Source organism: Rhizobium sp. Root708, from assembly GCF_001429725.1.
Taxonomy (GTDB): domain Bacteria; phylum Pseudomonadota; class Alphaproteobacteria; order Rhizobiales; family Rhizobiaceae; genus Rhizobium.
The window spans coordinates 37,874-58,153 of record NZ_LMHV01000013.1 but is presented as its reverse complement, the minus strand read 5'-3'; the positions used below and the strand labels follow the sequence as shown (position 1 = coordinate 58,153).

The window sequence follows — 20,280 nt, the reverse complement described above, 5'->3', positions numbered from 1 at the left end:
AACGCAAGCACGTCAGAAACGGAATGCTGTCACCCGTCGAGTTCGAGCGCTTGCAGAAAACATAACGCGAGGGTGTCTACGAAACTCGGGGCTATTCAAAGCAGACGAAACCGTTTGTCATCGAAATCGAGCAATCCCGGAAGCTGAAACCTTCCGCGCCTAAGCCGGTGATCTGGGGAAAGTTGCACGGAAGATCTGGCCCGACTGACACATTGACAGAGCCAGCCAACGCCGAGAGCGGCGACCGACCATAGTCCTACCTGAAGTGGTCAAGCGCTCAAGCAGCGTCCCGCATATTGGCCGCGTCCTCCCGCGTGCACCGAGGGTTCTACTGAGTTTTGCTCATGCACCCTTGTGAAAAAAACAACATGCTTGCTTTGGTTTTCCATCGTCGCCCTGGTGCCTCCAGAGAGCAATACGGTCAAGCATTAGATGGTTAAGAGCCGAAGGATGACGTGAGTGAACTGACCGTGGCAGATGCAACGAAGCGCATCTACTAATCCCTGCAGGCAAACATGCCGATATCGATGAGGGTATCGCGAGCCTCAAGCTGCGTTGATGCGAGTAGGTCCGAAAGAGGCCGTTTTCGATCCTTCCAGGCTCGTGGAGAATAATCGCGCGGGTAGGAAATTAAAGCAGGCGTATTTCCAGCAACGAGAGGTAACGGTGAAATTCTCGGTTTGGCGTACCTCGGCTGAGCCTGAGGCTCACTGCGATGGTGTCGCTGCCTCCGTGCCAGGTCTTGCGCTATGAGTGTCAGCCAACCCTTGGATCGACGCCGGGAAGCGCGCGCTCGAGCCAGGCTGTCCAATCTACCTGCTACGGTTCACCTCGGTTGTTGATTTCCTGCGTGCGATAAACTCACGAAGGATCGGCAGGAAAAAAGCTTTACTGAAGCGCCCGATTGGCGGATCAGGTTCAAGGTAGAAAGATCGAGCGACGATGCCGCAGATCGGCATCAAGCCCCGCGCGTCGTTTTTCAATCGCCGGAATCTCAAAAGCAAAGCGATCACTATCGGGACTTTTCGTCGTTATCGGAAAGAATAGCACCATGTCGCCATCGGCGCGAGGAATTCGTACCCCAACTGTCACCGCGCGTTCCTTGCGACCCTCGGTCTCACACCTCTGATGGCTTCACGGCTCCAAAGATAAGGATATCGAATCACGGAGGCTGTCTGGATCTCTTCGTACCCGCTCAACGACCTGCCTCATCGCTGTCAGCATACGCGTCCACCGCTGCTTGGAACTCGCCAAGAAGATCGTCCGACATTGTGTCGATCGTCCCGACCGAACGCATGTCTGACTGCCGCTTGAGGAGTTCGTAATCCTCGATGTTCAACAACACCAAGCGCGGCTTGCTTCTCTGCGTGATAGTGACGGGATGCCGCAAGGCTTCGGCGATGATATCGCCTGACTTGCGGGATAGATCACTTGTTGAATAAGATCCAACTCGTTCGGCCATAAGTTAATCCTCGAGAATCTAGAAGTGTCGAACAGACAACAGACCCTATACAGCAAATACAGCATTGCTGCAAATTGCGCGACCAAGAACCAATTCGCCGCAGACCCGGGGATTTTCGACCGCGTCAGTCCGCAGCGCCATTAACGGCGGTTTGTCGCAAACCATGCAGGTAGGTGACGGCACGGTGCGCATGGGCAGCTGCGTGGAAGATTGCCCGCTTGTCGTCGGCCAATACTTCTAACCAGGACTGAAGATACGACGCGTGATCAGGCCTCGGTTCAACTTCGGGGGCGATTCCTAGATCGGCGCAAAGGAAACAACTGCCAAGCTCGGCAATGAGTTCTTCGCGAGCACGCTCGCTCCTATCCTTGGCATAGCGCGACAGGTCGCGGCCGACGCGGTTCTCATCCGCAGTCCAGTGGGTCGCCTCATGGCTCAGCGTGGCATAGTAGCTTGCCGCATCCTTGAAGGTCTCGAAGGGCGGCATCTGGATGACGTCGGGACCGGGTGCATAGAAAGCCTGATTTCCGCCGTGGCGGATCACCGCGCCGGTGTTGCGGAAAAACCGGTCCGCCTGCTCGATCTGTGCGATGGGATCGAGCACGATCTCTGGCCGGCTATAGTAATGAACGGGCAACCCGTCGATTTGCTCGACGCTGAACACGGAATAGGCTTTGAGGAACGGGATCTCTCGATCGACCTCACCACCGTGCCCGTCCGCTTCGGATTTGGTGAATCGGCTCGCGAATACGACCGTCGATCCGGTCTCCCCCTTTCGAACAGCGGCGCCGAGTTCCAACGCCTGCTTGAACGTCATCCACATCGACGAAGCAAATCCACGGGACATCTGCTCTGACCAGAGCAGGAGGACGTTTATGCCCGAATAGGGTTGGCCGTTGTGGCGGAGAGGGCGAGTGATCCGGCCATTGGTATTGTTTGCATTCCAGGGCTGCATCCAAGGGCGAACCCCGCTGGCGAGGTCCGCGATGATCCGATGAGTGATCCGGGAATAGATGTCGATGCGCTGGCTTTCGGTCTTCTTGCTCATTTCTCTTCTCCACTTTTTGGAGCCGCGCCAATCACGGCCCCGTCGCGGAGGCCAAGGGCAGGAGCCATGAGCCAACGGCTTGCACCGGAACGGCTGAAACGAAGTGGAGGACGGCGAAGCCGTTGCCTGACGGGGGCGGCTCCTGCAGGTCCGACGCCCGAGACGGGCTGCAATGGCCCGATCAAATCCCCGTTTCCTTCCCTGTTCCTCCATCGAAAACCAACATAAAAAGGCCGCCCCAGGTAGGCGGCCTTTAGCGATGAAAGGCGGGGCGAACCCTGCCGCAGGCTGTCAGTCAAAAGCGGACATCTGGGCCGCGGCCGCCTTACGATCCACGGAATGACCGGGATTTTCGATCGGCCGATCGAACGGCTTCCAGTTCTCACCGACGATCCGCTTGTAGGCGGCGACGGCACCTTCAGCGGCCATCCGCAGCGCATGAGCCTGGATGCCCATGTCGGCGGCGAATTCCCGCTTGCGGTGGGCGGCGCTATCGTAGCCGACGGGACCGTCAAGATCTTCGTCTCGCGCGTCGTTTGCCGCCTTGGCGGTGGCATCGCGTGCCTGGGTGACGGCATTGCTGTAAAATTGCCCGGCGCCGTGGGCGGAGCCGACATAGGCGCCAACGATCCGCTGCAGGTGGATCTGCATGGCGCGGTCACCGAGGCCGTCACTGAGCGCATCCGCGGTCTCGATGATGAGCCGTTCGTGAAGATCTCGGATCCCGTCGCTGTCGACAACAGCGTTCCCGAAGCTTTCGGCGATCTTGATCGCCTGGGCGCTGTCTGGGCAGGTAAGGCGGACCATTTCGAGGGTGGCACCCTTGCGGAGCTGAACGACCCGGGCAGTCTGGCGAGGATTGTTTGTGGGCTTGGCCATGTCTCTTCCTTTCGAGTCGAAGCGGTTCCGGCCCCGTGCCGGCTTGTCCTTCGGTGCGGTCGCCACGAACCGGCGGAAGACGGGCGCTTCAAGGTCCGGACATGCCAGGCCAAGCGGAGCCGATCTGCGAGCAAGCAGGGAAATTGCCCTGCGAAGCCGAGCGGAGCTGCTCCGTGCAGAACGGCAGGTTCCGGCCGCCCCGCGGCGCGATAGCGGACTTGAAGCGGACGGACGCTGGTTCAGACCGCAGCAAAACCGAAGGACAAACCGTCACGGTGCCATCACCGGACACGATAGGAATATGGCTCCAGCCCGCTCTACTCCTCGCCTTCGCCGGCGCCCACGTGCGAGACCGCTGCGATGCCGTCGGACTGGCCCCCCAGGGCTGCTTTCGGCAACCGGTAGGAGCGAAGCCATGTGGGACCATGGGTGTTACGGAGACCGCGCAAGATCCCGCCATCGTCATGAGGCGGCCCACCCATCCAGACTTCACTGAGGATGCTCTTCCACGGTCGGCCATGCCTGTCGGCATATGCTTGAAGAGCAGCTTCCTGATCGTCGCTCAGAGCCGGCAATCGCTGACGCCGGGATTCGCTGGTACGCGACTCGGTCCCCTCGCGTTCTGCGATCATCCGCTTGAGCTCGGCCACGCCCGCATCGAGGCACGCTTTTCCGTCGGGATGATGGAACCGCAGCCAAAACGCAGAACGGTCAGCATCGGTAGATTCAATCCCGGCCTTTTGCTCGAGGTCGCCTATCGTAGCTGTAGGGGGGTGTTACCTTCTGGACACGAACCTGCGGCCCGAGAAACGAGCGCAACATCCTGTCGGACAAGGATAATCCGTTACGCAGCCTCTAACGAGCGCGGGCCGCAAAATGCAAATTGCCTTTCAAAAGTGCGGAGATACCGCGCAACCTTCTGGACAGATTCGCGCATTCTTCCCTCATTGTTCTGCCAACACCGCTGACAAGAACGCATTCCCACCAATGATCTGTGAAATAAGGGCATTGAGCTGTCGGGAAACGGTCATCCCGCAAATGGCGCGCGAGAAATCAACGCGACGGGAGGACGAGGAAGAGAGTTATGGCGCATTTGAGGTGGGAAATTCCTTCTCACCCTGGCGGAAAACTTCCCACCTCGCCTAAGTGGCTTGATTTACTGGGAAATTCGGGCTGCTGGATAAACTTCCGGTGTCGCTTGGTGGGAAACGAAAAAAGCGGCCACCAAAGGCCGCCGTCCGATCCTAAACTGACATCAACTAGAATTGATGCCGTCTGTGTTCCAGGGGGAATTGATTGCTCAATCGAAACCAGACTCGAGCACTTCGCCATAGGCGCAAAGCACGCGCGGGTTTGCCATATCTCCGCTTTCTAGATCGACCGTAACTTGGTAGGCGGCGACGCCCGCAAAGCGAGCCGACATCGAATTTGCCATACGCTCTGCGGTGGCGACTGTTGTCGCTTGCCTCATCTCTGCTGGCACGGTCCGGCCACGAACTTTCTTAAATGGAAGAACAATATACTTCTCGGCTTTCGACATTTCGCTTCCTTTCGATGTTCCCTTTTTGTTCACATCGGCCGAAAGCTGTCAAACCCATAGTTGCAGCAATCCCGCTATGATGAATGGCCTATGAAAATCACCCTGCCCACCACGTTGAAGTCTTCGACACGGTCTGCGTCGAACGTCTCGGTAGGGTAATTGCCGGATAGATTATCGGACGCGAGTTCCAGCTTGCCATCCATGCGCCATCGAGCGCGCTTGACCACAATCGCATTGCCGACCGAGAAGACGTAAATGCGCCCGTGGTCCACAATGTTTTGACTCGAATCCACGATGAGCAATGAGTTGTCTGGGATTGTCGGCAACATGCTGTCGCCCGTGGACCACATCATAAAGCAGAAGTCTGGTGCGCCACCGAGGTTGCGTAGAAAGCTTCGTTCGAACGCGGTTTCTGACACCGGCATTTCATTGAACGGTATAAGCCCGCGACCGGCCGAAGCTCGGACATCGTATTGGGGCAGGTTCACGAAGTCTGCCGCAACGAGCTGCGCCGGCAATCTTTTGTCCGCACTGAGACCTTCCATGACGTGGGTCAGGAAGGTTCCGCTTCCGCTCGCCGGATCGAGAACGTGATCAGACATCCGTCCTTCGCCGGCAATCAGCCAATCCAAATTAACAGAGAATTTCTGCTTATAGAAAGCAAGGAAATCGATGTCAGGATTCGAATCGCCCCGCTCATATCCGCCCAAGGTTTCGGCGTGGATTCCCAAAAGTTCGGCAAACTGCTTGCGATGCGGATAACCCGCCGCTTCCCTGACCGCTGTAAGCCTTTGACCCAAAGGCGTTTTTGCAATTGCTGTTCGCGCCATGACATTTACAGATAATGTCTGTTTTCAAAACAGAAAATCTCTGTTAATTCTCCTATCGGCGAAGCGCACATGCGTTTCGCGGTTGTGAAAAGCAAGTCACCAAAAAAACGGGCGCTGCAACGCCCGTCTCTCCAGCGGAGTGAAGACTATGGGTAAACCAAAAACAGTGTTGGACTGGCAGGCTATCAAAGCCGAAGTCCATCGAAGAGGCATGACGCTAACGGCGCTCGCTGTACGTTCCGGCTTTCACCAGTCCCTGCTACGGAAACTGAACACCACTACGCATTACGAGGGCCAAGCTGCCCTGGCTGCTTTTATCGATCAGAGGCCCGAAGACCTGTGGCCGACTCGATACCCGAAGAAAACCTCCGGGATACTAGATACCGCGAAATGGCCGCCGTTAGAAAGCCAAAAATCTAACGACCACGTTGACATACGGGCCGCTGCCTAGCCGGCCGTATGCCAGCCGAAGGCGTTCAAGCTGGCGGCGGTCAGCGCAAAACTAGCCTGCGCACTCCAGCTCGCAAAACGCCCTTCCATTCCCATCACCCACGCCGATCCGGTCTTGCGTCCGGCTTGGGGATTAACGGAGCCGCTTCACCCCTTGCGGCTCCGTGAACGGACAGAAATTCCAGCACAGGTTCAGCATGACCGCGCATATTGAAGTAGTCGCCCCACGCCTCGGCCAGATCGAGGATACTCCACTTACAGATATCGATATCCCCGAAGATCGTGCCCGTGCATTCGACCCTGCTTGGGCGGAGGCTTTGGGCTCGATGGTTGCCAGACGCGGCCTCATCAACCCCATCACAGTTAGAATTGTGGAAGGTCGGAAGCGCCTCGTAACGGGCATGCATCGCTACGCGGCTTTCCAACTCAAGGGTTGGATGACAATTCCCACCCGTGTGTCACTGGCAATGTCTGATGACGAAGCCCGCCTTGACGAAGTGATGGAAAACCTCGGCCGACACGAGCTTAAGGTGCTGGATCGCTGCCACCACCTCTATGAGATGAAACAGGTCTATGAGCGGCTTCATCCTGAGGCTGTGCACGGCGGTGCCCGAAAGTCCGAAATCAAGAGCCAAAGATTGGCTCTTGAAATGGGACTACCGGTTGAAGGTGAAAAAGCCGAGGTCTTCGGCTTTGCACGGCAGACCGCCGAAAAGGTCGGTTTGAGCCAGAGCGCCATCAAACTCGCCGTGAAAATATGGAAAGACCTCTCCGTTGCGTCTCGACAGCGCTGCGGCGGCACATGGCTGGCTGATCATCAAGCAGGCCTCAAGCAGTTGTCGGAGCAAACCCCGGCTACCCAAAAGAGCGTTCTCGATATCCTGTTTGCGGAGCCGCCGCGCGTCACCAACGTTCCCGACGCGCTTACCATCATCACCAATGGCCGCGTCCTCACGCATGACGAAAAGAAGCTCGCTTCGGCCAAAAAGGCACTGAGCGCGTTGCCGGAAGCGACCCTGGCTACCGTCGTGGCGTCCAACCAGATCGATCAGCGCATTGCCGACTTGCAGAAGTCCATCGCGACGATGAGCAAGTTCTTTTCCGAGCTGAAAGATGACGAGTTGGACACGGTCATTTCGGAAAACGAAGAGCGCATCATTGCGTCTCTGAAGCGCCGGGGCCGCATTTAATGAGCAAGCGCCGCGATCCCGACACTATGGACTTGTTCCGCGACTATCAGCCTCCCGAAGTGGCGGCGCGTTTTCCGTCCGAGGTCGCCAAGGGCGGCACTCTGGACGTCAAGATTGCCCGCGTTCTCTCCGAGGCAATGACCATGAGCGGCAAGCCCCGTGAGCGGATCGCGGCGGAAATGTCCGACTACCTCCAGCAAAACGTCACCGAGAACATGCTGGATAGCTATGCGTCCCCGGCGCGGAAAGATCACAAGATCACATTGGAGCGGTTCATTGCGGTGATCGAAGTCACCGGCTGCTACGAGCTGCTAGGCTTTATCTGTGAGTTCGCTGGCTTCGTGGCCGTTCCCGCGAAGTATCACGAAGTTATCCAGCTCTGGCAGACGGAAGAGCGTCTGGCCGATCTTGAGCGCAAGCGCGCCGCCCTCCGTGGTCGTGTTGGAGGTCTCCTGAAATGACCTTCCAGCTTTACCTTTCCGCACAAGAGATCGCCGACGCTGGCACCCGCCTCAACCTTCGCGCCATGCCGACCACAAAGCGCGGCGTTCAAGATTATGCCAAGCGTTTCGGTTGGGATGCCACCACTCTCTATCGCAAGCGCCCCGGCCGAGAAGGCGGCGGCGGCTTCGAATATCATATCTCCCTGCTGCCTGACGCATTGCAGGCGGCGTTGCAGGCTGAACAGAACCGCGCGTTGGTTCTCGCCGCGCAGCAGAACGCAAAATCCGCCGAGCTGACCAAGCGTCAGGCGCTAACGACCGCAAACCTAACGGCGCGGCAACGCGACGTCATGAACGCGCGATCGGCCATCCTGTCGGCCATCGACGTGCATCAGATTTCTAACGGTATGTCGCAGCGGCAGGCCATTCAGGCATTTCTTGCCGACCCCGCCGCCATCGACATTTCCGTTTCCATGCTCACGGCTGCGAACGATCGAGCCTCCGGGAAAGCCTCGGTGAGCCGTGCCACGCTCTACGATTGGTTCAAGCTCCGCGACACGGTCGGTGTTGGCGCACTCGCTCCACTGCCCACCAAAGAAAAGCAGGACGTGCCGTCGTGGTTCTGGCAGTTCCTTCGCTTCTATGCGCAGCCGCAGAAGCCATGCCTGACCGATGCCTTGGAGCAATTCACGAAGGCACTGCCGGCCCATATCCTGCCGCCGAATTATGATCAGGTCCGTCGCCTCATGGCCCGCCTGGGCAACGTTGAGCGTCATCGCGGTCGCGAAGGCTCGCTGACCCTGAAGAGCCGCATGGCTTACACGCTCCGATCGACCGACGATCTGCTTCCCGGTTGCGTCTACACGGCAGACGGCAAGACGTTCGATTCCGAGATAGCGCACCCGATCCACGGCCAGCCCTTCCGGCCGGAAATCACCAGCATCGTCGATGTAGCCACGCGCCGCTGTGTCGGCTTCTCCTTCGGTCTCGCGGAAAACACGATCGGCGTCGTCGATGCCCTTCGGTTTGCCTGCGAACGGAACGGCATCCCGGCAATCTTTTATGTGGACCGTGGTCCGGGCTTCAAGAACGACGTGCTGGACAACCAATTGACCGGCGTGACCGAACGCCTCGGCGTCACGAAGCTGCATTCGCTGCCGCAGAACTCGCAGGCCCGCGGCATCATCGAACGGTTCAACGGTTCCGTCTGGAACCCGCTCGCCAAGGAATTTGAGACCTATATCGGCGAGGAAATGGACCGTCAGGCCCGTCAGCGGTCCTTCAAGGCGACCCGGAAGGACATCAAGGTTTTCGGCGCGTCGAGCCGCCTGCCGACGTGGGACGAGTTCATGGCCGCATGCTCGAACGCCGTCGCTGCCTACAATGCCAAGCCCCATTCCTCGCTTCCGGGCAAGATGTCGCCGGATCAGTATTGGGAATATCACGTCTCCACCGGCTTCGAGATCGTTCCGGTTCTGGAGCACGAAAAGAACGACCTGTTCCGCCCCTACGTCAAGCGCAAGGTCTCCCGCGCGATGGTCGAATGGCTGACGAACTCGTACTTCCACATGGCGTTAGAGGAGTTCCACGGGGATTACGTTCTCGTTGGCTACGATATCCACGACGCCAAGAAAGTTTGGGTTCGCGAGATCGACACCACGTCTGGCGAAGAACGCATGGGCCGCTTGATCTGCGTTGCCGTCTTCGCTGGTAATGAAGAGCGTTATATCCCGCTAACGATGGAGCGGGCCGCAATGGAAAAGCGCGCCAATGCCCGCGCCCGTCGCCTCAAGGATCATCTTGCCGAGGTCGAAGCCGAACTGTCTCCCGGCAGCTTCATCGACGCGGAAATTCAGACGTTCATGCCGATCATCGAGCACGTGCCAGAGCCGGTGCAAGCTGCGCCGGTTCTCGTCTTCGATCACGGGCAGGAAGTCGTTCCACCGGCTACCGGAGCCGTCGAGCAGCCGCGCAGGCGGACCTTTGCGAGCGATGAAGCGCTTGCAGCGTGGGTTCTCGAAAATCCGGATCAGCTCACTAGTAGCCACGTTCGCGTATTGCGGTCGGCCCTCGAAAGGCCCGCCACAACTGAACTCTTTCGACTGTCAGGCATCGACCTGGACGCGCTTCGAAACCTCATCCGAGCCGCTGCCTGACACTCACTTCACACGAGGGAAATAGCATGAAGAACTTGTTTGTCGAGACCACCAATGTGAGGCGCTTCCTTGCCGCTTTGTCGGCGCTGTCGCAGCGCGGTGCACAGGAAGCCTGCCTGACGGTCGTCGATGGCGCTCCCGGTCTCGGAAAGACCACCACGCTCAAGCATTGGGTTGCGCAGAATGGTGCCGTCTATCTGAGGGCAAAAAAGGAATGGACCCCTGCATGGTTCATGAACGAGCTGCTGGAAGAGCTGCGCGTTAATCCGCCCCACTCCTTCCAGAAGAAATTTCAGAAGGTCGTGCAGGAACTCGTCATGCGTAACAACGCCGCCGAGTTGGGACGCCGCAACTTCGCGCTCGTTATCGACGAAGCCGACCACATCAGCAACAAGGTCACGATCCTCGAAACCGTCCGCGATATCTCGGACATTATCGAGCTGCCGGTGATCCTCGTCGGCATGGGCAAGGTCAATGACCATCTGACGCGTTTCCCGCAGGTCGCATCCCGCGTTAGCCAGAAGGTTCGCTTTGAGAAGGCGACGATCGAAGACGTGCGTCTGCTGATCGACAAGCGTTGCGAGGTCAAGGTGGCCGACGATCTCGCCAAGTTCGTGCTGAAGGTCTCGCAGGGCTATAACCGCGAGGTTCTGGAGGCCATCGCCAATATCGAGCGGTTCGGCCTGCGCATGGAACCAGACGAACAAGGCGTAACCATGCGCGACATGGCAGGGATGGCGATCCTGAATGACCGTCACACCAGCCAACCCGTTGTTGTGCCGGAGCTTGTCTAATGCAGCGCCTTGCACCGGGTACATTGCCCAACGCCGCATTGGAGGGCCTTGCGGACGGCGTTTGCAGAACGCTCGTCGAGTTGGAAGCACTGTTGCCGATCTCGCGCCGGAAGATCACGGACGGTATCTTGTTGCTGGTTCAGCAAGGTTATGCCGAACGCGTCGAAGCGGGCTGCTACCAGCTCACGGCGCAGGGAAAGGCTTTCGCCGCTACCGGCAAGAAGATCGGGGAAACTCGCGGACCCAACACGCGGGTCCGAAAAGTTCGGTCCAGCACCCTCAATCAACGGCTTTGGACGGTCATGCGCATGTCCAGCAGCTTCACGATCGCGGATATCGTCATTTCCGCCCGTCGTGAGGAAGCAGACCCCGAACATCTTGCCCGTCGATATGTCGCGCACCTTGTCGCGGCTGGATACGTGCAGGAATTGGCCGGCCGCGTGAAGGGCAATCGCCCCGGATCGCAGGGTTTCAAGCGCTTCCGTCTGCTCAAGAACACGGGTGAATATGCGCCCGTCTGGCGCAGCAAGACGAACGCCGTCCACGACTTCAATACGGGCGAGGACGTGCCATGCGCCAAGCCAGTTTGATGTCGCTGCCCGATCCGTCGTGGGTCGATGTTCTCCGCGCCGAGGCTGAAAAGCCAGGGCGCTCGAAACAGGCCATTGCCAACGAGCTGGATATCTCCCGCACGGCGGTCTCCCTTCTGATCGCCGGGAAATACACAGCTCGCATGGACAAGGTGTCTGCCAAGATCGCCCCGAAGGTCATGGCGCTCTACTCGCATCAGCTCTGGTGCCCGCATTTGCGGGCATCGATCGGGCCAAGCGTTTGCGCCAGCCACCACACGGCACCGATGACCATGAGTGACCCCGACAAGCTCAAGCAGTGGGCTGCTTGCCGGGGCTGCTCCCAAAATCCTGAAAATCAGCAATCCGAGGTGAATGATGCTGTCTGACGCCATCAAAGAGATGCGCGAACGGTTCCGTGAGGACGTTAGCGCGTCCGATCCGACGGGTTTCCTGTTGGCGCTCCGGGCTTTCGAGCTGGAGGCCCGCAACATGGAAGATCGGATCGAACTTCTAACGGGCCTGCCGCACGTCGCTCTTGATGGACGCCTTGTCTCCGCACCTTCGCCAGTCATCGCCCTTAGCCAGTCGGAGCACTCCCATGGTTAGAACTTCGCAATTCCTGAAAATGCTGCGTCTCCAATTCGAGATGCGCGCCACCCTCGGGCAGCCGATTGATATCGGCGTACTGCCTGACGTTTGCGGCTACCTCCGCTGCTGCGAAGCGCAATGCGCGGAGATGGAAACCCGCCTTGCCGGTGAAATCCTGCCGGCCGCGCTCATCAACCAGCCTGACACCAATGTTGTTTCTCTCGCCGCCTTCGTAGCGGCCAGAGCCACCGACGCCGCCTTCAACTCCAAAGACTAACGAGGAAAAACTACGCATGAAAACCGCATTGAAGAACAAGGCTAAAGCAATTTCCCGCGTTCCGCAGAACCGCGAAGACGCCGTTTTTGCTGTCGGCCGCATCGGCTCGCTGCGCCGCGAACTGGCGGCGCTGAAGGCCGTGGCCGATGAGAAAATCCGGGTGGCGGGAGAGACGTTAGAGACGGCGAGCGCCGATCTTGCGACGGAACTCGCGGAACATGAGCGCGGCGTGCAGACGTGGTGCGAGGCCAACCGCGTCAGCCTGACGAACGACGGCAAGGTGAAATTCCACGACTTCGGTACCGGCCGGATCAACTGGCGGATGCGCCCGCCGAAGGTATCCATTCGCGGGGTCGAAGCGGCGCTTGAGGCCTGCAAGACGCTTGGTCTGAAGAAGCTGTTCGTTCGCACGAAGGAAGAGCTGAACAAGGATGCCATGCTGGCCGACCCCGACAAGGCCCGTCTGATCGTCGGCGTCAGCATTTCGTCCGAGGGCGAAGATTTCGTCATCGAACCGCTGGAGCTTGAAACCTCCCGCGCCAAGGCCTGAGGTGATCCATGGGCCTTTGCTTTGAGCGTTCGACCAATGAGCCCGATTTTCGCATCGGCAGGTTCGTCGAACATACCGTGACCGGCCGATTGGGCCGCGTTCACTCCGAAGTCGAGGAGGGCGCGCAGTTCGTGCGCGTCCTTTTCCACGGTGACAAACGAACCCTTCCTTGCCGGATAGAAGAGCTGGAGTTGCTACATGGGTAGAAGCCTCGATCCGTCGACCTTTTCAATCGCGGGTGCGATCTCTCCAGTAATAGGAATCCTCAACAGCGCATCTTTCGGGCGACCAATAACCGCTGTTCTCATGCCACCAAACCTTGGCGACTTGGGCCGAATAATCTTTGGGCTCCATGCCGAAAGGGCGTCGGCCTGCGCGATGCAGGAGGCACACTCGCTTCTCAAAGCGTTCGCAGAATTCATCCTCGGACATGAGGAGATGCTAACACGAAAGTCACGTCTGTCGACAGGAGATCAACGGTCCACGCGCAATGAAGAGGGCAAGTGCAATGGGTGAGAAATCTATCCCCGCCGCGTTCGCCCAAGGCTACGCACTCTGCACGCCGACTGGCGTGCTCTTGCCACACAGCTTTCGTCGCACCCAGGCAGAGGCGATCGCCTCTGTCCTAACCGACGCCGACAAGCGTGCCGAACATTGGGAAACCGCCAAGCAGCAAGGCATGACGTGCGAATTCGTTTACGTCCGTGTGTTCCCGCCGCGCTTCTTCGTGTCCGCCGCGCTCGCAGCCTTGGAAGCGCACGAAACGGCAGGTGCGGCATGAAGGCCACCGCCGTCATCAATATCGCCAAACAGCAGCTCGGCATCGAAGAGAACGCCTATCGGGAAATCTTGGTGCGGGTGACGGGTGTTTCGTCGCTCCGATTGATGTCAGAAACGCAGCGGCTTGCCGTGGTCAAGGAAATGCAGCGTCTCGGCTTCAAGGTCGCGGCCGGCTCCAAGAAGCTGCCGATCGCCACCAAGCCTTATATCCGGCTCGTGCACGCTCTCTGGAAGTCGTGCCACCTCAAAGGCGTCGTTGAGGACGGATCGCGGCAGGCGCTGCGCACATTCGTCAGGAAGCGCACGGGCGTCGATGATCCTGACTTCCTCACCTATGCCCAGGCAAATCCCTTGATTGACACCCTGAAAGCCATGGAGGCACGAGGGAAATGACATTGAAAAACGGCCACAAGGCACGCAAGAAACTACGCATGCCGCTTGCAACGCTGGTCGATCTCGCGCCCGCGATCATCCCGCAGCACGACCGTTTCGTCGGCGAAGGATATTTGCTTCAGGCTTCATCCGGCATCTATCGAAATCGTGTCGGCGGTTTATCGGCACGCTTCGTCTATCGCCCGCGTGGCGGAACGGAGCTTGTTCAAAGCTTCGTCATCACCGTCCGCAACATCGTTCTCGACAGCGATACCCTGTCTTATCAGAAAATTGCGCGGAACGCCTGACGCATGGTCTCTAACGTCTCCATCGCTGCGCTGCCTTTGAGCCTTCAGGAAATGGCCGACGCCCTCGGCGTCGCCATCGTCCTGAAGCTCATTGCCGCGTACGGTGGAGCCGAAATCAGCTTTCCCAAGCATCCTGACGACAGCCACCCGATTTTGCTGGCTCTTGGCAAGGACGATGGAAAAGCGCTATGTGCTTACCTCGCGGGCGAACTGATCTATGTTCCCCACATGCGCCCCCGCAAATCAGCGCGCATGGACGTGCTGGCCTTGCAGGATGAGGGCAAACAGCGCCGGGAGATCGCCCGGATGCTCGGAATTTCGCAGCGGCATGTTCGCCGCGTGGCAAACAAGCCCGAAACTCCCAACCAATTCAAACTCTTCGAAGACTGACCGGACCTGTTGTCCGCAAGAACCGGCTGATTGGCTGTCATAGGTTGCCTCGACTTGAAGGGGCAACACATGAATTTCGATCAGTGGCTTATTTCCCGCCTGCGTTCGCATGGGGCTTACGCGGGCCTTTATGATGACGCGCATGGTCGCGCCGTCATCGACGCGCTCGAAAAGTTTCAGGAAGCAGCAGGTCTCCCGGTCACCGGCAAGGCCGATCAAGCAACCGTTGACGCGCTTCGCGTCGATGCGCGGTCGATCGACGGCGTGATTTCCGTGGTGCCGCAGAAGGTTCCGGCCGAACCCGTTTGGATGCGCGAGGCGCGTCGTTATATGGGCCTGAAGGAAGTGGTCGGTAGCGGCTCCAATCCAACGATCATCGGTTGGGCCAAGCGGGCGGGTGGCTGGATCGCCAACTATTTCACCGATGACGATATCGCGTGGTGCGGGCTGTTCGTGCAAAACGCGATCTCGGTCACGCTGCCGAAAGAGTTTCTGCCGTCCAATCCGCTCGGCGCTTTGAACTGGAAGGCATTCGGCCGGCAAGCGTCGCCAGCGCTCGGCGCAATTCTCGTGTTCTCCCGATCGGGCGGCGGTCATGTCGGCTTTTACGTGGGCGAGGACCGCACGCACTTCCACGTCCTCGGTGGCAATCAGGACAATTCCGTTTCGATCAAGCGCGTCGAAAAGGCCCGGCTCGTGGGTATGCGCTGGCCGCTCACGGGTGAAGCGCCGGTTGGCGGTTCTGTCCAACTCTCCGAGTCCGGTGCGCCGATGTCGCGGAGCGAAGCGTGAGCAGACAGGGTCCGTCCTACAACACCACGAAGCTGCACATGGCTGGTTCGGCCGTCATGGCATGGCTTGTCATCGCGGCCCTGACAGCCGGCGCAATCGCCGGTTCTGAGCAGGCGGTCGCATTCGGCATGATGGCGGTTCCGGCCATGGTTGCCCTTATTTGCGGCCAGCTCGGACTTCATCGCCGCTACGGCTCCAAGGATTTTGCCGCCAGCAAGGCGCGAGGTCAGCGCGACGGCGAAACCCCGTTTCCGCCTTCCTCCTCCTTCAACCCGCGCGATGATCCGAGCGCGGGGAAGGGAGAAGCCCGATGATCCCGGCATGGCTCACGAAGGCGGTCGTGTCGGTGATCATTCTCGCCGCCCTCGCGCTCGGCGGCGTCTTCCTCGTGCTGAAGGTCATCGACACCGTCGAAGACATCCGATCGACGGCGCGGAAGGAAGGGATTAGCGAGCGCGATTCCTACTGGACGGCGGAAATCGAGAAATCGAACGCGCTCACTGCGCAGGCGGAGGCAGCGCAAGCGCGCGACACTCTGCGCATCAACACCGAGACGGCGAAGGTCATCGCCGATCTGCAATCCAACATTACCACCTTGAGGAAGGCCAATGCAGCCCTACCGAATGGCAACGCTGTCGGTCTTGATCGCGCTCGCGTCCAGTTGCTCCCCGATTGACCGGCCGGCCCCGCCCGTCGTCTCGACCCGCTTCGTGAAGACGGAGCTGCCGCCCGAGGCGCGCGAGGAAACGCCGGCACTGTCGCCCAAGCCTGACCGCGACTTGCCGCAGGAAGAACTCTTCAACAACTGGTCATCCGATCGCACAGCACGGAACATCGGCGAGCTTCGCCGCAAAGCGTGTGTTGCGGCGGTCGATGCCACCCCTACCAGCGAAAGGCTTGGAGTGAAGTGACTGGACCTGAAACCATATTCGGCCTGAAGGTCGCCACCCTGCTTTCGTCGGGCGTGGCCGCAGTCATCACCGTGCTTCTGGATTGGCGCAGCCATGATTTTCTAACGGCTGTCGGCTCGATTGTTGCCGGCGTCTTCGTTGCGACCGTCGCCACCGAAGTGACGCTTGATCTGCTTGGCGTCGCCGCCAACCCCGGCACGTGGGGATACGCGGTCGCCGCTGCATACGGCATCACCGGCCGAAATCTCATCCTTTGGCTGCGATCGGCTTCGATCAATCCGCCCAAGCTCATCAAAGACATTTTCGGCCTCGGGAAAGGAAATTCCACCAATGGCGAATGATATGGATGTTCGCCGCAAGGCCCGATCGGATTACGTCTACCGCCGCATGACGGCGGCAACGATCTCGATGACGCTTCAGATTTCGCAGGCCACGTTCGGCCGCTGGAAGAAGGCCGCAAAGGAAGCCGGCGACGATTGGGACATTGCCCGTTCCGCGTCCCTTATGGCCGGCGAAGGTATCGAAACCGTCGTTTCGTCGGTCGTCGAAGATTTCATGATCATGGCGCAGTCGTTGCTTGATGAGATCAAGAACGGCCAACTTGCCCTTGATCAGAAGGTGAAGCACCTCGTGGCGCTCGCCGATGCCATGACGAAGATGACGGCCAGCGCCGGCAAGCTCGCGCCCAAGATCTCGGAATTGGGCGTGGCGCAGGACGTCATGCAGTATCTGATTGAGTTCGTTCGCGAAAACTTCCCACAGCATATCGCCGTGATCCTCGAAATCATCGAGCCGTTCGGCGAGCAACTGGCACGTCGTTACGGATCATGAAGCGCCCCGCACTGAAGGCAAACGTCAGCGCGAAGGACTTCAAAGACCGGATCGCGGCGCTGGCCGACGAACTGTCGCGGTTCGTCGAGCTGTCGGTATCGGCTTTCCCGGCCGATCCGAAAGCAAAAGCCGAGCGCCTTCAGCGCGTCAGAGACCCCGAGACGGGGTTTCAATTCTTCATGGAAACCTATCTGCCGCACTATGTTCGCGGCGAGCATAGCCTTTTCCATGTCGAGATTTTCCGGCGCTGCCCGGAAATTCTTGCCAGCAAAAAGGGCGTCCGCGATCTCTTCGTTGCGCCTCGCGGTTCGTCCAAGTCCACGCACCTGTCGCTCGGCTTCGCGCTCTATTGCATCATGCTCGGCCACAAGCGGTACATTCTTGAAGTCTGCGACGTCTATGAGCAGTCGGCGCTTCTCATTGAGGCCCTGAAAGCCGAGCTGACCACGAACCCGCGTCTGTCGTTCGACTTCCCCGATATTTACGGGCAGGGCCGCGTCTGGCGCGAAGGGGAGTTCGTCACCCGCAACAATATTCGTGTCGAAGGCCTCGGCGCTGCCAAGAAAATCCGTGGCCGTCGCCATGGCCCATATCGCCCCGATCTTATGTTCTTCGACGATCTGGAGAATGACGAAGCCGTGCGTTCGCCCGAGCAGCGCAAAAAGCTCGAGAACTGGATCAACCGCGCGGCGCTGAAGGTTGGCCCGCCTGACGGTTCCATGGACGTCATTTGGGTGGGAACCGTCCTTCACTTTGATGCCGTGATCGTTCGCGCCTCCAAGTCGCCAGTTTGGCGCACGACGGAATTCCAGGCGATCGTGAAATGGCCCGATCGGATGGACCTTTGGGATTTGTTCGAAGAGGTCTATCAGGCTGAAGGCGATGAAGGCGCGCGGGCTTACTACGCTGAGAAGAAAGCCGAGATGGACGCGGGCGCGGTGGTCAACTGGCCGGCCGTGCAACCACTTATCTCGTTGATGCTGGAGCGGGCCGGCGACCACGACAGCTTCGCATGCGAGTATCAGAACAAGCCGATTTCCGAGGATAGTCCTTTCAAGACGCTGACCTTCTGGACGTATCGCATTCCCGATCTCATCCACTTCGGCGCAATCGACCCGTCGTTAGGAAAAAAGGGCAGCGGGCGCGATCCCTCGGCCATCTTGATCGGCGGCTTCAACCGGCTGCACGGCACCATGGATATTCTGGAGGCGTCCATTCGCAAGCGCCTGCCGGATATCATCATCTCCGATACGATCGCGCTTCAGCGCCAGTATCAGTGCCTGCTCTGGTTTGTCGAAGCCGTCCAGTTTCAGGAATTCTTGCGCACGACGCTGATGGTCACTGCTGCCAAGCAGGGCGTCGGCATCTCGGCTATTCCGATCACGCCGAACAGCGACAAGAACCTTCGCATTGAGCGCCTTCAGCCTCCGATCGCGGCCGGCATGATCCGCCTTAACCCCGGCCAGCAGACGCTTATTGACCAGCTTCAGCAGTGGCCAAACGCCGATCACGACGACGGACCCGATTGCCTCGATATGCTCTGGCAGAATGCCCTGTTCTACGCGGGCGGCGGGGCTGCTGTTGGCGGCGGGCAAATGATGACGGCTTCCGATAGCCACGACAGTTATGGAGACTTCCGCCTATGAAATCCCCCACGAAGGCGATTCCTGAAGAGCCGCGCAAGAACCTGCCGGCCAGCGCCGCCAACCTGATTGCCGACGCCAAGAACGATATCACCATCCCGTATTTCTCGGGCGCGTTGGTGCACCAGGACGATACCCTTATCCAGCGTGGCGGCGGCAAGGGTCTCAAAATCTATGACGAGATCGAGCGCGATACGCATGCTTTCGCCATGCTCCAGAAGCGCAAGAAGACGCTGATTGCTCGTGAATGGGAGCTAGAGGCGGCATCTGAAGACGCCCGTGACGTCGCCGCCGCTGATTTCTGCCGTCAGGTTCTCGATGATCTGCCGTTTGACACGATTTGCGAAAACCTGCTGGACGCGACGCTGAAGGGCTTTGCCGTCTGCGAAATCGTCTGGAAGCGCGATGGGAGCCGCATCGTGCCGGCCATGGTTGTCAGTCACGATCAGCGCCGTTTCGCCTTCGACGAAAACTGGCGTCCGCGCCTGCTGACGTGGACGAACATGCGCGATGGTATCGAGCTGCCCGAACGCAAGTTCATGGTTCACCGGTTCGGCGTAAAGGGCAATAACCCCTATGGCCTTGGCCTCGGCACACGGCTGTTCTGGCCGACCCTTTTCAAGCGGGAAGGGATTACCTTCTGGCTTCACTTCCTCGAAAAGTTCGCCAGCCCGACAGTCGTCGGCAAAACGCCCTATGGGACGCTGACCGAAGAGCAGTCGAAGCTCTTGAACACGCTGCGCCAGCTCCGCAGCAGTTCCGCCATCACCGTCCCGATCGGGACCGACGTCGAGTTTCTGGAAGCATCTCGCGGCGGCACGGTCCACTACGGGGATTTCTTGGCCTATTGGGACAAGCAGATTTCCATCTGCGTGACCGGCGAAACTCTAACGACCGATATCGGCAATTCGGGTTCGCGGGCCGCGTCCGAGACCCATGCCGAGATGCTGAGCCTCGTTGTCGACAGTGATGCCGATCTGCTTTCCGACACCCTTCGCGGCCAGCTCCTGACGTGGCTCGTCGAATACAATTTCCCCGGTGCCGGCGTCCCGTCGATCTGGCGTGTCCGCGCTAAGAACGAAAAGGCCGACGCGGAGGTTGATCAGGCCAAGGCGGGCGCTGCGACCGCTGTTAACAGTGCCCTGATGGCTGTGCTGGCGACCGCTGGACAGATCGACGATGACGAGTTCGCTCGTGAATACCTGACCTCGTTCGGTCTGACCGACCATCTGTCTGACGCTGCGATCGACCGGCTTGTTGAAGCGCGCTTCTCCTTCATGGAGGGCGGCAGGCGCGCCCGCGATCTGCGCCAGCTCGAAAAGGAAAGCCCCGAATTCGCTGCACTGTTTTCCGAGCCACGTAAAAAAAAACTGCAACCGCTAACCACGTAGGTTTTGCCGAGGAAAACAGCCGCGTTAGCGGTATCGCCGGCCAGCTCGAAGACGCGACGGCACGGCATTTCGATCGTCGCCTT

General features: G+C 59.1%; 28 protein-coding genes and 2 pseudogenes. 23 read left to right on the top strand and 7 right to left on the bottom strand.

The annotated features are described in order from the left end of the window. Nucleotides 1–455: 455 nt before the first annotated feature. Nucleotides 456–678, top strand: a pseudogene (locus ASE04_RS32185) (hypothetical protein); the annotation flags it as partial. Between the two features lie 134 nt (nt 679–812). Here the strand turns inward: ASE04_RS32185 and ASE04_RS32050 are convergent. The 7 genes and pseudogenes from ASE04_RS32050 to ASE04_RS12970 form a co-directional block, all read right to left on the bottom strand. Continuing rightward, nucleotides 813–1,199 (bottom strand): annotated as a pseudogene (locus ASE04_RS32050) (hypothetical protein). Next, nucleotides 1,196–1,462, bottom strand: coding sequence for a type II toxin-antitoxin system prevent-host-death family antitoxin (locus ASE04_RS12995; RefSeq protein ID WP_056817832.1), 267 nt, complete (start codon nt 1,460–1,462; stop codon nt 1,196–1,198). The pseudogene ASE04_RS32050 and the gene ASE04_RS12995 overlap by 4 nt, the downstream one beginning before the upstream one ends. Before the next feature lie 124 nt (nt 1,463–1,586). Then, a complete protein-coding gene (locus ASE04_RS12990; RefSeq protein ID WP_056817830.1) occupies nt 1,587–2,510 on the bottom strand; it encodes an ArdC family protein in 924 nt (307 codons plus the stop codon). 291 nt (nt 2,511–2,801) lie between these two features. Next, nucleotides 2,802–3,389: a hypothetical protein gene (locus ASE04_RS12985; protein ID WP_056817828.1), complete on the bottom strand. Its 588-nt coding sequence runs from the start codon at nt 3,387–3,389 to the stop codon at nt 2,802–2,804. A gap of 317 nt (nt 3,390–3,706) precedes the next feature. Continuing rightward, nucleotides 3,707–4,039 (bottom strand): hypothetical protein, encoded by a 333-nt coding sequence (locus tag ASE04_RS12980; protein WP_244490393.1) that lies wholly within the window; start codon nt 4,037–4,039, stop codon nt 3,707–3,709. Nucleotides 4,040–4,689: 650 nt separating this feature from the next. Further along, entirely contained in the window at nt 4,690–4,929 is a 240-nt protein-coding gene (locus tag ASE04_RS12975) for a hypothetical protein (RefSeq protein WP_056817824.1), read from the bottom strand. 74 nt (nt 4,930–5,003) lie between these two features. Beyond that, on the bottom strand, nt 5,004–5,759 hold the full coding sequence (locus ASE04_RS12970) for an XRE family transcriptional regulator (protein WP_056817822.1): 756 nt from the start codon (nt 5,757–5,759) through the stop codon (nt 5,004–5,006). Nucleotides 5,760–5,907: 148 nt separating this feature from the next. Here ASE04_RS12970 and ASE04_RS32180 point away from each other — a divergent pair, with 148 nt between their 5' ends. The 22 genes from ASE04_RS32180 (at nt 5,908) to ASE04_RS12850 (ending at nt 20,197) form a co-directional block, all read left to right on the top strand. Next, entirely contained in the window at nt 5,908–6,210 is a 303-nt protein-coding gene (locus ASE04_RS32180; protein ID WP_056817820.1) for a helix-turn-helix domain-containing protein, read from the top strand. Nucleotides 6,211–6,406: 196 nt separating this feature from the next. Next, complete coding sequence (locus tag ASE04_RS12960) at nt 6,407–7,399, top strand: ParB N-terminal domain-containing protein (protein ID WP_056817818.1); 993 nt, start codon at nt 6,407–6,409, stop codon at nt 7,397–7,399. Continuing rightward, a complete protein-coding gene (locus ASE04_RS12955) occupies nt 7,399–7,860 on the top strand; it encodes a hypothetical protein (protein ID WP_056817815.1) in 462 nt (153 codons plus the stop codon). The genes ASE04_RS12960 and ASE04_RS12955 overlap by 1 nt, the downstream gene beginning before the upstream one ends. After that, nucleotides 7,857–9,998, top strand: coding sequence for a Mu transposase C-terminal domain-containing protein (locus ASE04_RS12950; RefSeq protein WP_056817814.1), 2,142 nt, complete (start codon nt 7,857–7,859; stop codon nt 9,996–9,998). The genes ASE04_RS12955 and ASE04_RS12950 overlap by 4 nt, the downstream gene beginning before the upstream one ends. Nucleotides 9,999–10,024: 26 nt before the next feature. Next, nucleotides 10,025–10,792 carry an AAA family ATPase gene (locus ASE04_RS12945; RefSeq protein ID WP_056817811.1) on the top strand — a complete coding sequence of 256 codons (768 nt, stop codon included), beginning with the start codon at nt 10,025–10,027 and terminating at the stop codon, nt 10,790–10,792. Beyond that, entirely contained in the window at nt 10,792–11,382 is a 591-nt protein-coding gene (locus ASE04_RS12940) for a hypothetical protein (protein ID WP_056817809.1), read from the top strand. The genes ASE04_RS12945 and ASE04_RS12940 overlap by 1 nt, the downstream gene beginning before the upstream one ends. Next, nucleotides 11,364–11,750 (top strand): MarR family transcriptional regulator, encoded by a 387-nt coding sequence (locus ASE04_RS12935; RefSeq protein WP_056817807.1) that lies wholly within the window; start codon nt 11,364–11,366, stop codon nt 11,748–11,750. Before ASE04_RS12940 ends, ASE04_RS12935 begins: the two co-directional genes overlap by 19 nt. Continuing rightward, the gene (locus ASE04_RS12930) at nt 11,740–11,970 is read left to right on the top strand and encodes a hypothetical protein (protein WP_156408771.1); all 231 of its coding nucleotides are present in this window, start codon (nt 11,740–11,742) and stop codon (nt 11,968–11,970) included. Before ASE04_RS12935 ends, ASE04_RS12930 begins: the two co-directional genes overlap by 11 nt. After that, nucleotides 11,963–12,229 (top strand): hypothetical protein, encoded by a 267-nt coding sequence (locus tag ASE04_RS12925; RefSeq protein WP_156408770.1) that lies wholly within the window; start codon nt 11,963–11,965, stop codon nt 12,227–12,229. The genes ASE04_RS12930 and ASE04_RS12925 overlap by 8 nt, the downstream gene beginning before the upstream one ends. A gap of 16 nt (nt 12,230–12,245) precedes the next feature. Further along, nucleotides 12,246–12,779: a host-nuclease inhibitor Gam family protein gene (locus ASE04_RS12920; protein WP_082597325.1), complete on the top strand. Its 534-nt coding sequence runs from the start codon at nt 12,246–12,248 to the stop codon at nt 12,777–12,779. Between the two features lie 508 nt (nt 12,780–13,287). Next, nucleotides 13,288–13,560 carry a hypothetical protein gene (locus ASE04_RS12905; protein ID WP_056817796.1) on the top strand — a complete coding sequence of 91 codons (273 nt, stop codon included), beginning with the start codon at nt 13,288–13,290 and terminating at the stop codon, nt 13,558–13,560. Continuing rightward, entirely contained in the window at nt 13,557–13,952 is a 396-nt protein-coding gene (locus tag ASE04_RS12900; RefSeq protein ID WP_056817794.1) for a regulatory protein GemA, read from the top strand. Before ASE04_RS12905 ends, ASE04_RS12900 begins: the two co-directional genes overlap by 4 nt. Then, a complete protein-coding gene (locus ASE04_RS12895; protein WP_156408769.1) occupies nt 13,949–14,239 on the top strand; it encodes a hypothetical protein in 291 nt (96 codons plus the stop codon). Before ASE04_RS12900 ends, ASE04_RS12895 begins: the two co-directional genes overlap by 4 nt. Nucleotides 14,240–14,290: 51 nt before the next feature. Next, nucleotides 14,291–14,629: a helix-turn-helix domain-containing protein gene (locus tag ASE04_RS12890; protein ID WP_244490392.1), complete on the top strand. Its 339-nt coding sequence runs from the start codon at nt 14,291–14,293 to the stop codon at nt 14,627–14,629. A 69-nt stretch (nt 14,630–14,698) separates the two neighbouring features. Continuing rightward, nucleotides 14,699–15,421, top strand: coding sequence for a TIGR02594 family protein (locus ASE04_RS12885; protein WP_056817787.1), 723 nt, complete (start codon nt 14,699–14,701; stop codon nt 15,419–15,421). Beyond that, nucleotides 15,418–15,735 carry an NAD(P)+ transhydrogenase beta chain gene (locus ASE04_RS31180; RefSeq protein WP_200960713.1) on the top strand — a complete coding sequence of 106 codons (318 nt, stop codon included), beginning with the start codon at nt 15,418–15,420 and terminating at the stop codon, nt 15,733–15,735. Before ASE04_RS12885 ends, ASE04_RS31180 begins: the two co-directional genes overlap by 4 nt. Further along, nucleotides 15,732–16,097: a hypothetical protein gene (locus tag ASE04_RS12875; RefSeq protein WP_056817785.1), complete on the top strand. Its 366-nt coding sequence runs from the start codon at nt 15,732–15,734 to the stop codon at nt 16,095–16,097. Before ASE04_RS31180 ends, ASE04_RS12875 begins: the two co-directional genes overlap by 4 nt. After that, nucleotides 16,030–16,332, top strand: a complete 303-nt coding sequence (locus tag ASE04_RS12870) for a hypothetical protein (protein ID WP_156408768.1) — start codon at nt 16,030–16,032, stop codon at nt 16,330–16,332. The genes ASE04_RS12875 and ASE04_RS12870 overlap by 68 nt, the downstream gene beginning before the upstream one ends. Then, on the top strand, nt 16,329–16,673 hold the full coding sequence (locus tag ASE04_RS12865) for a hypothetical protein (RefSeq protein ID WP_056817781.1): 345 nt from the start codon (nt 16,329–16,331) through the stop codon (nt 16,671–16,673). The genes ASE04_RS12870 and ASE04_RS12865 overlap by 4 nt, the downstream gene beginning before the upstream one ends. Further along, nucleotides 16,663–17,163: a DUF1804 family protein gene (locus ASE04_RS12860; RefSeq protein ID WP_056817779.1), complete on the top strand. Its 501-nt coding sequence runs from the start codon at nt 16,663–16,665 to the stop codon at nt 17,161–17,163. The genes ASE04_RS12865 and ASE04_RS12860 overlap by 11 nt, the downstream gene beginning before the upstream one ends. Next, nucleotides 17,160–18,809: a phage terminase large subunit gene (gene terL / locus ASE04_RS12855; protein WP_244490391.1), complete on the top strand. Its 1,650-nt coding sequence runs from the start codon at nt 17,160–17,162 to the stop codon at nt 18,807–18,809. Before ASE04_RS12860 ends, terL begins: the two co-directional genes overlap by 4 nt. Further along, on the top strand, nt 18,806–20,197 hold the full coding sequence (locus ASE04_RS12850) for a DUF935 domain-containing protein (RefSeq protein ID WP_056817775.1): 1,392 nt from the start codon (nt 18,806–18,808) through the stop codon (nt 20,195–20,197). Before terL ends, ASE04_RS12850 begins: the two co-directional genes overlap by 4 nt. Nucleotides 20,198–20,280: the final 83 nt, after the last annotated feature.